At 38.4% G+C, this 16,267-nt stretch carries 14 protein-coding genes; 12 read left to right on the top strand and 2 right to left on the bottom strand.

The features are described 5' to 3' along the window. Positions 1-215 precede the first annotated feature (215 nt). The 5 genes from ACFIKG_RS01125 to ACFIKG_RS01105 all read left to right on the top strand — a co-directional run bounded on the left by ACFIKG_RS01125 (position 216) and on the right by ACFIKG_RS01105 (position 5,006). Positions 216-1,124 (top strand): 4-(cytidine 5'-diphospho)-2-C-methyl-D-erythritol kinase, encoded by a 909-nt coding sequence (locus ACFIKG_RS01125; protein WP_375625139.1) that lies wholly within the window; start codon positions 216-218, stop codon positions 1,122-1,124. Between the two features lie 165 nt (positions 1,125-1,289). Further along, on the top strand, positions 1,290-1,964 hold the full coding sequence (locus ACFIKG_RS01120) for a ribonuclease HII (protein ID WP_375651587.1): 675 nt from the start codon (positions 1,290-1,292) through the stop codon (positions 1,962-1,964). Further along, a complete protein-coding gene (locus ACFIKG_RS01115; RefSeq protein ID WP_375651586.1) occupies positions 1,961-2,941 on the top strand; it encodes an L-threonylcarbamoyladenylate synthase in 981 nt (326 codons plus the stop codon). The genes ACFIKG_RS01120 and ACFIKG_RS01115 overlap by 4 nt, the downstream gene beginning before the upstream one ends. Then, complete coding sequence (locus tag ACFIKG_RS01110) at positions 2,926-4,335, top strand: FAD-binding oxidoreductase (protein ID WP_375625136.1); 1,410 nt, start codon at positions 2,926-2,928, stop codon at positions 4,333-4,335. Before ACFIKG_RS01115 ends, ACFIKG_RS01110 begins: the two co-directional genes overlap by 16 nt. Before the next feature lie 143 nt (positions 4,336-4,478). Next, entirely contained in the window at positions 4,479-5,006 is a 528-nt protein-coding gene (locus ACFIKG_RS01105) for a DUF6101 family protein (RefSeq protein WP_273787899.1), read from the top strand. A 1,080-nt stretch (positions 5,007-6,086) separates the two neighbouring features. On the opposite strand, the gene purD is transcribed toward ACFIKG_RS01105, so the two are convergent. After that, complete coding sequence (purD, locus tag ACFIKG_RS01100; RefSeq protein ID WP_375625135.1) at positions 6,087-7,361, bottom strand: phosphoribosylamine--glycine ligase; 1,275 nt, start codon at positions 7,359-7,361, stop codon at positions 6,087-6,089. Between the two features lie 90 nt (positions 7,362-7,451). Here purD and ubiA point away from each other — a divergent pair, with 90 nt between their 5' ends. Then, entirely contained in the window at positions 7,452-8,456 is a 1,005-nt protein-coding gene (gene ubiA / locus ACFIKG_RS01095; RefSeq protein ID WP_375651585.1) for a 4-hydroxybenzoate octaprenyltransferase, read from the top strand. 236 nt (positions 8,457-8,692) lie between these two features. Here ubiA and pdxH read toward each other — a convergent pair whose 3' ends face one another. Further along, positions 8,693-9,316, bottom strand: a complete 624-nt coding sequence (gene pdxH, locus ACFIKG_RS01090) for a pyridoxamine 5'-phosphate oxidase (protein WP_273787902.1) — start codon at positions 9,314-9,316, stop codon at positions 8,693-8,695. A 325-nt stretch (positions 9,317-9,641) separates the two neighbouring features. Between pdxH and ACFIKG_RS01085 the strand changes: the two genes are divergently transcribed. The 6 genes from ACFIKG_RS01085 to dxs all read left to right on the top strand — a co-directional run bounded on the left by ACFIKG_RS01085 (position 9,642) and on the right by dxs (position 16,251). Beyond that, complete coding sequence (locus tag ACFIKG_RS01085; protein WP_273787903.1) at positions 9,642-10,544, top strand: J domain-containing protein; 903 nt, start codon at positions 9,642-9,644, stop codon at positions 10,542-10,544. Positions 10,545-10,672: 128 nt separating this feature from the next. Beyond that, the gene (gene fabI / locus ACFIKG_RS01080) at positions 10,673-11,491 is read left to right on the top strand and encodes an enoyl-ACP reductase FabI (RefSeq protein ID WP_375625132.1); all 819 of its coding nucleotides are present in this window, start codon (positions 10,673-10,675) and stop codon (positions 11,489-11,491) included. Positions 11,492-11,638: 147 nt separating this feature from the next. After that, positions 11,639-12,727, top strand: coding sequence for a chorismate synthase (aroC, locus tag ACFIKG_RS01075; protein WP_375651584.1), 1,089 nt, complete (start codon positions 11,639-11,641; stop codon positions 12,725-12,727). Positions 12,728-12,742: 15 nt separating this feature from the next. Further along, positions 12,743-13,846 carry a 3,4-dihydroxy-2-butanone-4-phosphate synthase gene (ribB, locus tag ACFIKG_RS01070; protein ID WP_375625130.1) on the top strand — a complete coding sequence of 368 codons (1,104 nt, stop codon included), beginning with the start codon at positions 12,743-12,745 and terminating at the stop codon, positions 13,844-13,846. A gap of 7 nt (positions 13,847-13,853) precedes the next feature. Next, a complete protein-coding gene (locus tag ACFIKG_RS01065; RefSeq protein WP_375625129.1) occupies positions 13,854-14,108 on the top strand; it encodes an exodeoxyribonuclease VII small subunit in 255 nt (84 codons plus the stop codon). Positions 14,109-14,343: 235 nt separating this feature from the next. Continuing rightward, entirely contained in the window at positions 14,344-16,251 is a 1,908-nt protein-coding gene (dxs, locus tag ACFIKG_RS01060; RefSeq protein ID WP_375625698.1) for a 1-deoxy-D-xylulose-5-phosphate synthase, read from the top strand. Positions 16,252-16,267: the final 16 nt, after the last annotated feature.

Here is a 16,267-nt window from a genome sequence, read left to right as displayed (position 1 = left end):
TTTTTATCTAAAAACAGATTTTAGAAGAAAAAAGGCTTGAAATGATACGAATGAGAACATGTCGTTTATTTTGTATGAGTGCTCTTCATATTTATTGTTTGTTTAGAAAACGATTAAGAATATTCCAAACTGTTTATAGTGCTTGTGCTAATAAAAAATATGGATAAAAGGGAGGAGTTTGTAAAAGAACCCTGTGTAGGTGGATATTACGTCATATGATATCAAATGTACAAGCTTCGTCCAAAAGACATTCCTATTTATTTACACCTATTAAATTGAATTTAGCTCTACATGTTGTGGGGCAACGTGCTGATGGGTATCATTTAATAGAAAGCTTGGTTTATTTTAGTCTTAGCGGTGATTGTTTACACTATGCACCTTGCGAAAATAATCAGTTTGTTTTGACGGGACCGTTTGCAAAAGGCCTTGTGTCTCATTTAGATAATTTGGTTATTCGCGCACGGGATTTTATGCATAATACTTTTTCTGAATGTGCTCAACCTGCTTTTTTTCGGCTTGTAAAAACATTACCTGTTGCTTCAGGCATTGGTGGTGGTTCAGGTGATGCAGCTGGGGTTATAAGCATGTTGCGTCAACAGTGGAATCTTGATTGCTCTTACCAAGAATTAGCAAAAATGAGCTTAGTTCTTGGTGCTGATGTTCCCATGTGTCTTTATGCATTAGAATATCAGCAGCCGCTTTTGGTCAAAGGAATTGGTCAAGAGATGATACAACTAAAGGGAGCCTGTTCTCTTGCAATAGTATTGGTTAATCATGGACAAGAGATTTCAACACAAACTGTTTTTAAAGCGTTAGAGAAGCGTCATAATCCTTCTTTAAAAATTAATACAGACGCTTTAAAGAGTGTTGATTCATTGGTTGAAGCTTTACAAGAAACGCGTAATGATCTTTTTTCTTCTGCATTAAAAATAGCACCTCAGTTAGCTGAAGTGTTATCTGTATTAGATGAATGTGGCGCTCTTTTTTCCCGCATGTCTGGAACGGGAGCAACTTGCTTTGGCATTTTTAAAAATAAACAAACAGCGCAACAAGCAGCTCTTTTTATCAAATCAATGCACCCAAATTGGTTTGTAAAACCGATCATGACTTTAGGAAATATCTGATAAATAAATATAAAAGCGTTTATTTCGTCATGATTTTATTATACACAATGAAAAAGGGTAACCAAAGAAATGTGTTTTTTATCTTTTGTGCAAGAATTTGCAGAATGTTTGGAGAGCCATTTAAAACTGTAATGCTTGCAAAAAATGATTAGGCTACAGAAATAGATGTATGTTTGTTGTATTTGTGATTTATCAAAGATGTTTAATGTTCCGCTTCAACCAAATTTTTCGTGCGAATTGGATTTGCAAAAACAGGGTTTTTTTCATATAGCAGGTGTTGATGAAGTAGGACGGGGGCCTCTCGCTGGACCTGTAGTAACGGCAGCAGTTATCTTGGATAAAGACCATATTCCTAATGGGTTAAATGATTCAAAAAAACTTTCTTTTCTCCAACGAAATAGACTTTATCATGAAATTTTGCAAAGTGCATTAGCGGTTTCAATCGCTAGTCTTTGTGCTCGTACAATTGATCAATCTAATATTAGAAAAGCAACTTTAGAGGCAATGCGTCGCTGTATTATGGGGTTAGCCATTCCAGCCCACTATGTCCTTGTTGATGGACGTGATATTCCTTCTGAGTTGTCCTGTCCTGCAATGGCATTGATTAAGGGCGATCAGCGTTCGGTTTCAATTGCAGCCGCATCTATTATTGCGAAAGTAACGCGTGATCGGATGATGGAGTGTGCAGGACAAGTTTATAAAGGGTATGGTTTAGAGAAGCATGTAGGTTATGCAACACTAGCGCATCGTACAGCTCTTGATAAATATGGACCAATTATAGGATTACATCGTTATAGTTTTGCACCACTAAAAGAGTGTTATAGAAATGGTGTGTCATGACGATTCTACCACTTAATAGTGCTTCGATAAGAGAGGCAATAGCGCTTCTTGAACAAGGGAAGTTAGTAGCATTACCAACGGAAACTGTTTATGGATTAGCGGGCGATGCAACCAATGGGAGGGCAATTTATTCTATTTTTTCTACAAAGAGTCGTCCGCAAATTAATCCTCTTATTGCGCATGTCAGCGGCATCGAAATGGCGGAACGTTATGTTAAAATTGACTTTCTTTCACGCCAATTAATGGAAGAATTTTGGCCAGGGCCTTTGACATTGGTTTTGCCTTTAAAGGAACAGCATAATATTCATCCTTTAACAACCTCTGGTTTGAATACCTTGGCTGTTCGTTTTCCAGACAGTCGTTTTGCGGAAGTAGTACAACATTTTGGCCGACCACTTGCTGCTCCTAGTGCGAATCAATCGGGGCGTCTTAGCCCTACTTCAGCTGAGGCTGTTTTTGCATCTTTAGGGGAATCTGTTCCTTTGATATTGGACGGAGGACCTGCTAAAATAGGGCTTGAATCAACGATTATTAAGATTTGTGATGAAAATATTTATCTTTTGCGTCCAGGGGGGCTTGCGGCTGATAAAATTGAAGAAGTTGTGGGGAAGTCTTTAAAACGGATAGATCAAAGGGCGGCGATTGAAGCTCCAGGGATGTTAAAGTCGCATTATGCTCCCAATGCCACGATTCGTTTGAATGTAGAAAAGGTGGAAAATGGTGAAGCGCTTTTAGCATTTGGTTCAAAGCGCGTTATGGGGGCTGAAAATGCCGTTTCTATTTTAAATCTTAGCGAAGATGGAAAGTTGGAAGAGGCAGCCTTTCATTTATTTCAATATATGAAGGAATTAGATTCATTTAAAGTGAGATGTATCGCAGTAGAACCTATTCCATCATACGGATTAGGGGAGGCGATCAATGATCGTCTTATACGGGCTGCGGCTCCAAAGGAGAAACAAACATGGAGCAGAAATTAATTGAGGGTTTTAGAGAAATTGTTGGTGCTAAGCATGCTATAACAGATCAAGCGTTGATTGCACCATATTTGCTTGAAGAGCGTGGGCTTTTTCATGGAAAAACACCTTTACTTTTACGTCCATCTTCTTGCGCACAGGTCTCATTGATTATGCAGCTAGCGAGCAAAACACGCACACCGATTGTGCCACAGGGTGGAAATACAGGGCTTGTGGGGGGACAACAACCAGATGAAAGAGGAGGGAGCGTTCTTTTATCCATGGAACGATTAAATAAGATTAGAACTATAAATATTGAGGGAAATTTTGTTGTTGTAGAGGCTGGTGTTATTTTACAGGATTTACAGAAAAAAGTGGATGAATCAGGTCGTTTTTTCCCTCTTTCTTTGGCGTCTGAAGGTTCTTGTCAAGTAGGAGGAAATCTTTCGTCGAATGCTGGAGGGACAGCTGTTTTAGCCTATGGCAATATGCGTGATCTTTGTCTTGGTTTGGAAGTTGTTTTACCAGATGGCCGTATTTTAGATGATTTGCGTTTTGTTAAAAAAGACAATAGTGGTTACGATTTGAAAAATCTTTTTATTGGTGCAGAAGGCACATTGGGTGTTATAACCGCAGCCGTTTTGAAGATGTTTCCAAAAATAAAAGGAAAAGCTGTTGCTTTGGTGGGATTATATAGTCCGGCGAAGGCTTTAGAGTTTTTATCTCTGGCTCAAGAATATGGAGGAGGGATGTTGACAGGTTTTGAGCTCATGGGAAATCTCAGTTTGCAAATGGCTTTAGATTATAAGATGTGTGAGAAGCCTCCTCTTCAGCGGGAGCATGAATGGTATGTATTAATGAACATTTCATCATTGCAAGGCGATGATGAGGCGTTATCAGTACTGAGTATTATTTTAGAAGAAGCTTTAAAGAGTGCGGTGATAGAAGATGCAATTGTTGCACAATCTTTAAAACAGCAAGATTTTTTTTGGCAGTTGCGGGAAAGTATATCCTATGCACAAAAGTTAGCAGGAGGGTCCATTAAGCATGATATTGCGGTTCCACTTGCTTCTATTCCTGATTTTATTGCTGAGGCAGCGCTTATTGTTGAAGATATTTCTCCAGGAGCACGGGTGATTTGTTTTGGACACATGGGCGATGGAAATTTACATTATAATATTACACAACCTGTAGGAGCTGATACAACGGTGTTCTTGCAGTTATGGTCAAAAATGAATCATCGCATTCATAGTTTAGTAATGGACTATAGAGGTGCATTTTCTGCTGAGCATGGAATTGGTCAGCTTAAGCGCGAAGAACTTCGTTCTTTTAAATCGCCTGTTGCATTGGATATTATGCAAGGGATTAAAAAAACGCTCGATCCTTTAGGGATAATGAATCCCGGAAAAGTATTATAATTCAAGAATAGTGATCATGTATTTTTGTTTAGATTTTAATAACCAAAAAAGAAACCAGTTGTTTTTTATTCAAACTTTTAATAATCCAATGAGAAAAAGCTGCTAAAGGGTGTATGTTATTTAAGATAAATTGGGATATGTATATGGCTAATCAATGCTTTAATCAGGCAAAAGCGGTGCTTGAATTTCGGTTAGATCCGTGCCATTTGCCACAAACGACGACATATTTTTCATCCAAAACGGGTAATCAGGTTATTTGTTCGTTAAATGAGCGTGGTGTTTCTTTTAAAACGGATATGCCTTCAAGCTTATCGCATTTAATACCGCCTTATCATTTCCAAGGAATTGCAGCACGTACCGTAAAAACGCGTTCAGGAGAAAGAGCTGTTGCATTAGAATTACTTCATGCTGATGAGGAAGCTTGTATACCGCTTTTGGTTTCCAGAGATTTGAATAATGTTCTTCTGGATTGGCGATTATGGGCGGATACTTATGGCCTCCCCATGCTTATGATCAATGAAGATAATCGCATTCTGGTTGTAAAAGATCGTTCTGATTTACATCGTTTTTTTGGTACAACAGCACATTCTAAACAAAAGCGTTTCTTACTTCGTTATAGCAATCCGTTAGGCTTGCGTTTGGTGATTGCGAATCGAGTTGCACTCCAGTAATATTAATATGCATTCATTTTTGTACTACCGTAAGCATTTATCTTGTTGTGCCGTAAAACATCGTTGTTTGGGCGGTAATATAAGGCATGTAAACTTCATACATGAAGTATTTTTAGAGGACATGGCGAATATTCTTAAATGTCGGTCTTTGTGTAAGTGAAGCATATGAGTGGGAACCAAGAGGAACCTGCTCAATGAGAATCCAGATGTTTCCAGATGGGATTTGGTGTGACTTTTGGTTCTTTAAGGCAAAGAGGAAGTCAATGATTGTAAATGAGAATTTTTTGACACCATATATTTGCAGCAGGAATCGGTTATGTTAAACGCTTTTCTCGGAGAGGTAAAACGACTTTCATAACAATAGAAACCGTTTTTTTGGCGGTGTAATTTTTGGTTTTTGCCACATCGTTAAAACACCAGAAGATTGCTGGAAGTGTTTTTGATTTTTTTTATAAATCATTTCTCCATGTTGAATGAGAGCTTTAAATATTACAAAATATTCTTATTTCATCTCTCTCTCTTATAATCAAAAGCATTTAGATAGAAAGGGTTATCGTAATATTGAGAGTTGGAAAATACAATGATGGTATCGGTTTTTATCTTTATTCAAGAAAGATGGCAGTATGGATTTATACTATTTGCAGGTAGTATCGTAAAATGGGAGTGACGAGCATGAGGGGTATTGTTTAAGAATCTGTACGTGAATAACATCAGTATCTTTTTTTTGGCATTTTATTTTTCGTAAAAGCGGAATTTCATTAAAAAACGCGATAAATAAAAGAAATGATAGTATATATGTTTTTCGTCAAGATTTTATAATAAAGAAAGTATTTATAAAAGTGATGAGAAAATACGTTTAAAGTAAATACAACAGTAAAATGATCAGTTTATATGACAGTGTCATATTCAGAGAAATTTCCTATTTTATCATGAGTAGATATCCTATTTACAATATTTGATTGTTCAAACGAAAGCACACTCATTTTTTCAAAATTATGATCAACGTAAAACAGTGAGAAAATTTTTGTACTATGCTCTTATATAAAATAATCAAATCGTAAAAAAGAATATTCAAAGGATTTAGTTTTCTCGCGCAATGGCTCTCCATCCGATATCACGACGAACAAAACCTTCTGGCCAATCAATACAATCAACAGCTTCATAAGCACGTTTTTGTGCATGCGTAATCGTTTTTCCTGTTGCTGTTATATTGAGAACACGTCCACCATTTGCAATGAGTTCTCCATCACGCAATACTGTACCAGCTTGAAAAACTTTCACATCGGGAAGAGTGTTTACTTTATCAACGTTACGGATGACAGTACCTTTTTGGGGAGAGTCTGGATAACCATTGGCAGCCATAACAACGGTGAGAGCAGTTTTTTCAGACCACCGAAGAGGCTTATGTTCAAGTTTTCCTTGAGCTGCAGCAAGAAAAATTGGCAAAATGTCATCTTTGAGACGCATCATTAAAACTTGACATTCAGGATCACCGAATCGTACGTTAAATTCAATTAATTCGGGTCCTTTTTGCGTTATCATTAATCCGACGAAGAGAATACCTTTAAAGGGGGCGCCCATTTCTTTCATGCTTTTTAAAGCTGGTTCAACAATTTCTTTGAGGGTACGATTCACTATTTCTTGGGTCATGATGGGCGCTGGTGAATAAGCACCCATACCACCGGTGTTTGCTCCAATATCCCCATCACCTACACGTTTATGATCTTGGGCAGATCCAAAAGGAAGAGCAATTTTACCATCACAAAGGCAGAAGAAGCTTGCTTCTTCACCTTCAAGAAAAGATTCTACAACAATTTTGTTTCCTGCATCTCCAAATGCACTTTTGAAGCAGGCATCGACTGCGTTAAATGCTTCTTCCATAGTTGTTGCAACCACGACACCTTTGCCAGCTGCTAAGCCATCAGCTTTAATAACAATGGGAACACCTTGTTGATGAATGTAAGCTTTAGCTTTAGAAGCATCATTAAAGCATTGGTAACTTCCTGTAGGAATGTTATTCTTACGACATAAATCTTTTGTAAAAGCTTTTGAACCTTCTAGTTGAGCAGCTTTTTGAGTAGGACCAAATACACAGATGTTAGCGCTATTAAGAGAGTCTGTTATACCCGCAACCAATGGTGCTTCTGGTCCTACAATCACAAGATCAATAGAATGTTTTTTACAAAAATCAATAACAAGGGGATGGTCATCAATGTTTAAATTAATATTTTCACCAAATTCTGTTGTTGCAGGGTTTCCAGGAGCACAATATAACTTTGTTAGCAGTGGTGATGCTGCTATTTTCCATGCTAAAGCATGTTCTCGTCCACCTGAGCCAATAAGAAGAATATTCATTGCTTGCTCCTCTCATAAAAGATGATTAATCTCATCTCTTTCTCATAAGAATGAAATGTCTCTATCGCAAGACCAAAGGTAAATCATTTGATGAAAAAAAATAAAAATATCGCGCATGTTCAATCCTGTGAGAGTCAGGGACGGGTTATGGACGCATCTTCCAAACAATGGGTCTACAATTTCCTTCCCTGTTCTTTATGGTTTTATGCGCAATTGGCGCGTTGGGATCGGCCTATCGGATGGCAATTGTTGATGTGGCCTTGTTTTTGGTCAACAACAATGGCTTTTTTCTCTTATAACATGCATTACGATACTCTTTTATCAATGTTTCTTCATTGGGTTTGGTATCTTTTTCTTTTTTTTCTGGGATCTATTGCTATGCGAGGGGCAGGATGTACTTGGAATGATCTTATTGACCATAAAATTGATGCTCAGGTAGAAAGGACACGTTCTCGTCCATTGCCGACAGGTCATGTGAGTCGGTTTCAAGCCAGAGTTTTTATACTTATGCAATGTTTGGTTGGTTTAGTCGTTTTATCACAATTTAATAGGTTTAGTTTTTTTCTAGGTATTTCGTCATTGATAGCTGTTGCGTTTTATCCTTTTATGAAACGCGTAACATATTGGCCGCAGTTTTTTTTAGGCGTTGCGTTTAATTGGGGGGCATTAATGGGGTGGGCTGTTGTCTTTGGAAGTTTAAGTTGGGCCCCAATCTTGCTTTATGTGGGATCAATCTTGTGGACCATAGGATACGATACAATCTACGCACATCAAGATAAAGAAGATGATGCTACTGTTGGTGTCCGTTCTACGGCTCTTCTCTTTGGTAAAGGAACCAAGCGTGCTTTAGTATTTTTGTATGGTGGTTTTGTGGTGTTCGTTAGTCTAGCATTTTATTTAGCTGGAGTCCCTGTTCTTAGTTTTTTGGGGATTTTTGCGGCAAGCATCCATATGTTTATTCAAATTAAAGTCATTGATATAGATGACAGTTCACAATGCCTCAGGCTTTTCAAATCTAATTCGCTTATTGGTTTTGTGATTTTTGCTGGTTTGGTATTTGGGGGTATATGGACGATATTTTATCCTGCGATCTAAAAATAAGTTAGCTAAAATCATAGTTTCTGCTGAATACAGTATTTTCTTTTAAATAAGTTTGTTGCTAATCTGTTTTAAGCGATACAGTAGAAAATATTACCAATCAACTTTTACAGTGAAAATGAAATTCTTCTATTTAAATAAACTAAATCATCTTATTTTAGAATTTTTCAAATAAAAAATATTTTTTTAACTGTCGGGAAGAAAAAATCTTTATAACGATGAAGTTTGAAGGATTAGGGATAAAGTTTTTGTCTTTTCCAATCGCTGTGTTCAACACAATCGCGTGTAAAAAGCAGACGATCATGTAAACGAAATGGGCGATCGCACCAGAACTCTATAGAAAGGGGTTTAACACGAAACCCAGACCAATAAGGTGGTCGTGGAATATTGCCTAGAGCATAACGTGCAGTATATTGAGCAATTGCTTTTTCGAGCACAAAACGATTGTCTAAAGGTTGAGATTGTTTAGATGCCCATGCACCAATTCGACTACCACGTGGTCGCGATTGGAAATAGGCATCGGCTTCCTGTTGACTTACTTTTTCAACAATTCCTCTAATTCTGACCTGACGACGGAGCGATTTCCAATGAAAACCTAAAGATGCTTTCATTGATTTTAAAATTTCTTGTCCTTTACAGCTTTCATAATTGGTATAGAAGACGAAGCCTTGGGGACTGTAGTCTTTGAGGAGAACCATACGAACATTAGGGAGTCCTGTTTCGTCAACTGTTGCTAATGCCATAGCATTTGGATCATTTATTTCACTTATCGTTGCTTCTTCAAGCCACTTTGCGAAAAGTTCAAAAGGTTTTTGCATTTTCATAAAATGATCATCTGTTGGTATTTTGTTGCTCATAGTTTCTCCAAATATCAGTGAGCATGGGTAAGGCATTTTCTCATTTACTTTATCATCAAAAATTTACAGTACTATTTTTTCTTATTTTCAAAAAGCCAATGCTATTGTGTATTTCTATGGTAGTTTAATTATTTTTACTTTAGCATAGACTACAATGAGCTATATTAAATAAATGCCTCATTTTATCTGGTATTTTAGTTTATTGATAGACATATAAAGAGGAAAGAAGAAATTATTCTCTAGAATAGACTGATGAAGATATAAGGGATATTGAACAACGGATCAGTTGATATTTTGAAACCGAAAAAATTGAAAAGAGGGCAATATGCGTGATCCCTACACGATTCTGGGTGTGGCACGTACCGCAAAATCACAAGAGATTAAATCGGCATTTAGAAGATTAGCAAAGAAGTATCATCCAGACCATAATAAAGATGATACAAAGGCTAAAGAAAAATTTGCTGAAATTAATCAAGCTTATGAAATTATAGGTGATAAGGATAAAAAGGCACAATTTGACCGCGGTGAAATTGATATGGAAGGAAAACCGCTTTATCAAGCCTATGGTACTGGTGAAAATTTTAGCAATAAACAAAATCCCTTTTCAGGAAGAGCAAAGGGATTTGATTTTTCCTCTTCAGGTGGTGCAGGTTTTGATGCGAGTGATATTTTTCGGGATCTGTTTGGAGGAGGTGGTAGCTTTTCGAATTCCACACACTATAACCGTCCCCAACAAGGAGCACATGTTCGTGCTAATCTTGCTATAACATTAGAGCAGATGGTTGGCGCAGAAAAGGTGGAAGCTGTTTTTCCAAATGGAAAAAAGTTAAAAATTAAACTTCCAGATTATATTGAAGACGGACAGACTATTCGATTAAAAGGTCAGGGAGAAGAGGTACCTCTTGGGCAAGCAGGAGATGCGTTGATAACCATTCAGATTCAAAAACATCCTCGTTTTCGGGTTGAAGGAAGAGCACTCCATCTTGATTTACCAGTTTCTCTTAAACATGCTGTTTTGGGAGCAAAAGAAGAAGTTGAGACATTGGAGGGACGTGTGGTTTTAACGATTCCTGCTTGGTCAAGTTCTGATCGCGTTTTACGGTTGAAAGGGAAAGGGCTTCGTTTAAAAAATGGTACAAGAGATGATCTTTATGTGCATGTTCGCATTATGTTGCCAGAAGGTAAAAATGCCGCGCTAGAACAGTTTTTGCAAATGCAACAAGATTAATTTTAAAATTTTTTATATATAAAAGCGTAGTTTTTGTTTGATTTTAAACCAATTACTTGAAGAAAAAGTTGACCTGTGTCATAGGCAGATGAATAATATTAATTTTAAGTAACAATGGGGCAGTGCTGATGGCTAAGGGTAATGGTTTATTGTACGGTAAGCGTGGTTTAATTTTGGGGTTGGCCAATAATCGCTCCATCGCTTGGGGAATCGCTAAAGCGGCAAGTAGCGCAGGGGCAGAGCTTGCTTTTACCTATCAGGGTGAAGCAATGAAAAAGCGTGTTGAGCCTTTGGCTGAAGAATTAAAGGGATTTGTTTGTGGACATTGTGATGTTTCTGACAGTGTCTCTATTGATACGGTCTTTAGAGAAATAGAGAAGAAATGGGGAAAGCTCGATTTTTTAGTTCATGCTATTGGTTTTTCTGATAAAGATGAGTTAAGTGGTCGTTATATTGATATCAGCGAATCAAATTTTATGATGACCATGAATATTTCGGTTTATTCCCTAACAGCTCTAACGAAGCGTGCAGAGAAATTGATGTCAGATGGTGGTTCAATCTTGACACTGACCTATTATGGTGCAGAAAAGGTTGTTCCCAATTATAATGTAATGGGGGTTGCCAAAGCAGCTCTTGAAGCGAGCGTGAAATATTTAGCGGTAGATTTAGGTCCTCAAAATATTCGTGTTAATGCTATATCTGCTGGACCAATTAAAACGTTAGCGGCTTCAGGTATTGGTGATTTTCGTTATATTTTAAAATGGAATGAATATAATGCTCCATTACGTCGTACGGTAACAATTGAAGAGGTTGGTGATTCTGCGCTTTATTTTCTTTCAGATTTGTCTCGTTCTGTTACCGGTGAAGTCCATCATGTCGATTCGGGTTATAATATCATAGGTATGAAAGCAGTTGATGCACCAGACATTTCTGTCGTTAAAGAATAAAGTTTGGTTTATAGGATTTTATTGGACAGCAGTAATTTGACCAAATTTAAAGTGGCTGAGAGTATTTGGGAGCAAAGAGCTACCTTGTGTATGGCACACAACATACGTTGTCGTTGTAATATTTGACAGAGAAACGGATCTTTTTTCATGTCGCATAATACATTTGGTCATTTGTTTCGTGTAACAACATGGGGTGAAAGTCACGGTGCTGCTCTTGGTTGTGTCATTGATGGTTGTCCACCTGGAATTATTTTTACTCTTGCAGAAGTTCAAGCTTATCTTGATAAACGCAAACCAGGACAATCAAAGTATACAACACAGCGCCGAGAACCAGATGAAGTAGAGATCCTTTCAGGAGTTGTTGTTCAAGACGATGGGACGACATTGGTGACAACAGGTACACCAATTTCTCTGTTGATTCGAAACACAGATCAGCGTTCGAAGGATTATAGCTCGATTGCCCATCAGTATCGTCCAGGACATGCGGATTATACTTATGATATTAAATATGGCATTCGTGATTTTCGAGGTGGGGGACGTGCTTCAGCACGGGAGACGGCCGCACGTGTTGCAGCTGGTGCATTTGCTCGTAAAATCGTTCCTGGTTTGATTGTACGAGGAGCAGTGATAGCAATTGGTCCTCATAATATTAATCGTGATCGTTGGGATTGGTCAGAGGTTGATAATAATCCTTTTTTTACAGCTGATGCAGAGATGGTTCCCATTTTTAGTGATTATATCAGTAAACTCCGTAAAGAGGGAACATCTGTTGGTGCGGTTGTTGAGATCGTTGCAGAAAATGTTCCGGCAGGTTTAGGAGCCCCTATTTACGCAAAGCTTGATCAAGATATTACATCATTACTTATGTCGATTAATGCGGTAAAAGGAGTGGAAATTGGTGATGGTTTTGCGGCAGCCCGCTTGAGGGGAGAAGAAAATGCCGATGAAATGCGAATGGGAAATGATGGAAAACCGCTTTTTTTATCCAATCATGCTGGTGGTATTTTAGGGGGAATATCGAGTGGACAGCCAATTGTTGCACGTTTTGCTGTAAAGCCTACTTCATCAATTTTAACGCCTCGTCGCTCCATTGATGTTGATGGTCATGATATAGATGTTATAACGAAGGGACGTCATGATCCATGTGTTGGGATTCGTGCCGTTCCTGTTGGTGAAGCGATGGTTGCTTGTGCTATTGCTGACCATTATCTAAGACATCGCGGTCAAATTGGGTGATTGAGAAGGTGAACAATGGCGTATGATGAAAAAAAAATTGTTTCTGCACTTAAAGCTTTTGAACGCGGTGAAATTGTTGTGGTGACAGATGATGATGACCGTGAAAATGAGGGTGATTTAACTCTTGCTGCAGTGCATTGTACAGAAGAAAAGATGGCGTTTATTCTTCGTCACACAACAGGTATTGTGTGTACACCTATGCCAAAAAAAGAAGCACAACGGTTTAATCTTGCTCCTATGGTACCAGATAATAAATCTGCACATGGGACGCAATTTACTGTTACTGTGGATTTTAAACATGGGATAACGACGGGTATTTCCGCACATGACCGCACATTGGCAGTTCGTAATCTTTCTAATCCAAATGCTGGTGCTCACGATTTTGTCCGTCCAGGACATATTTTTCCTTTGATTGCGCATGAAGGGGGGGTGCTCATGCGTTCAGGTCACACGGAGGCCGCTGTTGATTTATGTAAATTAGCTGGTTTGCCACCAGTTGGTGTTATTGGTGAGTTGGTCAATGATGATGGCAGCGTTAAACATGGCGATCAGATCATGCAATTTGCGCAAGAACACCGGTTGCATATGATAACGGTTGCAGATTTAATTGCTTACCGCCAACGTAAGGAAATATTGATCAAGCATGTTGGAGAAATGCCTATTGAAACATCTGTAGGTCCCGCTATTGTTCATAGTTATCAACTCCCTTGGGAAGCCGTTCAGCATATTGCAATTGTTTTTGGTGATGTCCGTGAGGGTGGTGATATTCCTGTGTATTTACATCATGAAAACATTATAAATGACGTTTTTTGTCAAGCTTCAGATATTATGGTGATGATGCGGCGTATGATGGAAAAAGAAAAACGTGGCGTATTTATTTATTTGCGTAAAGGCTCTGTTATGCAATCAACTATTGATATTCAAAATATGGCAAGAGACAGTTCAGAAAACCATGTGCAGGCGATTGAACGCGAAGAAGAATGGCGCAAAATTGGTTTAGGATCACAAATTTTAAAATATCTAGGAATAGGCTCTGTTATTGTTTATGCAGCTAAAGAACATCATTATGTAGGTTTAGAAGGTTTTGGAATTCGTATATCCAGAACAGATATTTTTTGAGGTTCATATGAAAAAAGAGATACAAGAGGGGGATATTACGACTTTAAGCTTTGAGCAAGCGCTTCAGCAACTTGAAGTTATTGTCGAAAATTTGGAACGTGGCGATGTGCCTTTGGAACAATCCATTGATATTTATGAACGCGGTGAAGCGCTTAAAAAGCATTGTGAAAAACTCTTAAGAGTTGCTGAAGCTAAAATTGAAAAAATACAACTTTCAGAAGAAGGTTCTCCAGAAGGAGTAGAACCACTTGATGCTAAATAATATTAAATATTTTGGATATTTATTGTGAAACGAGGAGATATAATAACCTTTTTTATAGAAAATTAAATCGATTGATTTCTTTTTTATAAAATAAGTTAAAAATGAGGAAGTTATAGCTCATCTCAAATAGAAAAGAACATTTTTGAGTAAAAAAGATGCAAAACTATAAATAAGAGTAGAGAAGATACATTTTTATCGTTGCGTTTTCTTGAGTTAAGATAATAGGAAGGTTTTTTTGTCTCAGGTTTTAACACCATTGCTTGACCGTATTTGTTTTCCGCAAGATTTGCGGGCATTGCCTGAGTCTGATTTGGTACAGTTGGCTGATGAGTTGCGGACCGCAACAATTGATGCGGTTTCTGTAACAGGTGGTCATCTTGGGGCAGGACTTGGTGTTGTTGAGCTCACTGTTGCATTACATTATATTTTTAATACACCAGAGGATAGGATTATTTGGGATGTTGGTCATCAAACCTATCCACACAAGATTTTAACGGGGCGTAGAGAAAAAATTCGCACATTACGTCAAGAGGGCGGATTATCAGGTTTTACAAAACGTTCAGAAAGTGTGTATGATTCATTTGGAGCGGGTCATTCGTCTACTTCTATTTCAGCGGGGCTTGGCATGGCGGTGGCAAGTGCTTTGAAAGCAGAGACAAGACGCAATATCATAGCTGTCATCGGTGATGGTGCAATGTCTGCGGGCATGGCTTATGAAGCAATGAATAATGCTGGCGCTTTGGATGCACGCTTGATTGTTGTTCTTAATGATAACGATATGTCTATCGCACCACCTACAGGTGCTATGAGTGCACATCTTGCACGATTAGTATCTCGTCCTTCTTATCGTCATTTGCGTGAACGCGTAAAGATGTTGAGCGAAAAATTGCCAAAGTTTTTTTTGGATAAGGCGCGTCGTTCAGAGGAATTTGCGCGTGGACTTTTGGTTGGGGGAACTTTATTTGATGAGCTTGGCTTTTATTACCTTGGACCCATAGATGGGCACAATTTGGGGCATTTATTGCCTGTTTTAAAAAATGTTCGTGAATATCCTAGTGGTCCTGTTTTGGTGCATGTTGTCACACATAAGGGAAAGGGATATCCACCTGCAGAAGCATCACCTGATAAATATCATGGTGTTAATCGTTTTGATGTCACGACAGGAAAACAGGTTAAGGCATCAAGTAATATTCTACCCTATACCAAGGTATTTTCTAAAGCTTTAATAGAAGAAGCTCGCCATGATGATAAGATTGTTGGCATAACAGCAGCGATGCCAACAGGGACAGGTCTTGATTCTTTTGCGAAAAAATTTCCTGAAAAAATGTTTGATGTTGGTATCGCTGAGCAACATGCCGTAACTTTTGCGGCAGGACTTGCTTGTGAAGGGTACAAGCCTTTTGTTGCAATTTATTCTACTTTTTTACAGCGTGCTTATGATCAAATTATTCATGATGTATCAATTCAAAAATTACCGGTACGTTTTGCTATTGACCGCGCAGGTTTTGTGGGGGCAGATGGTGCAACACATGCTGGAAGTTTTGATATTGTTTTTTTGTCCACTCTTCCTGGGTTTGTTGTTATGGCACCTTCTGATGAGCTTGAACTGATGCATATGGTGCGTACAGCTGCAGCTTATGATCAGGGACCAATTTCTTTTCGTTATCCACGTGGTGAGGGTATTGGTATAGATTTACCGCAACGTGGTGAGTTATTAGAAATTGGAAAGGGGCGTGTTCTGCGTGAAGGAAATAGGATCGCTTTGGTTTGTTTTGGAACGCGGATGTCAGAAGTGTTGCAAGCTGCTGATGCGTTAGAGGCTGAAGGATTATCTACAACGGTTGCAGATGCACGGTTTGCGAAACCTTTAGATAAGGATTTGATGTGTCGTTTGGCACGTGAGCATGAAGTATTGGTGACAATTGAAGAAGGGGCAATCGGTGGTTTTGGAGCGCACATATTACAATTTTTAGCGCAAGAAGGGCTCTTAGAGCATGGTTTGAAAGTTCGTACACTAAAACTTCCTGATGAGTATTTGAATCATGGTGCACCAGAAAAAGTTCTCTCAACTATCGGGCTTGATGCTATGGGTATTGTCAACACGGTTTTTGCTGCTTTAGGCCGCGAGATTCGAACAGGATAAAAAATTCGAGTATGAT

The organism is Bartonella sp. LB28NMGDW, from assembly GCF_042194435.1.
GTDB lineage: Bacteria > Pseudomonadota > Alphaproteobacteria > Rhizobiales > Rhizobiaceae > Bartonella > Bartonella grahamii.
The sequence above is the reverse complement of the archived record's forward strand: the minus strand, read 5'-3'. Positions and strand labels throughout refer to the sequence as shown.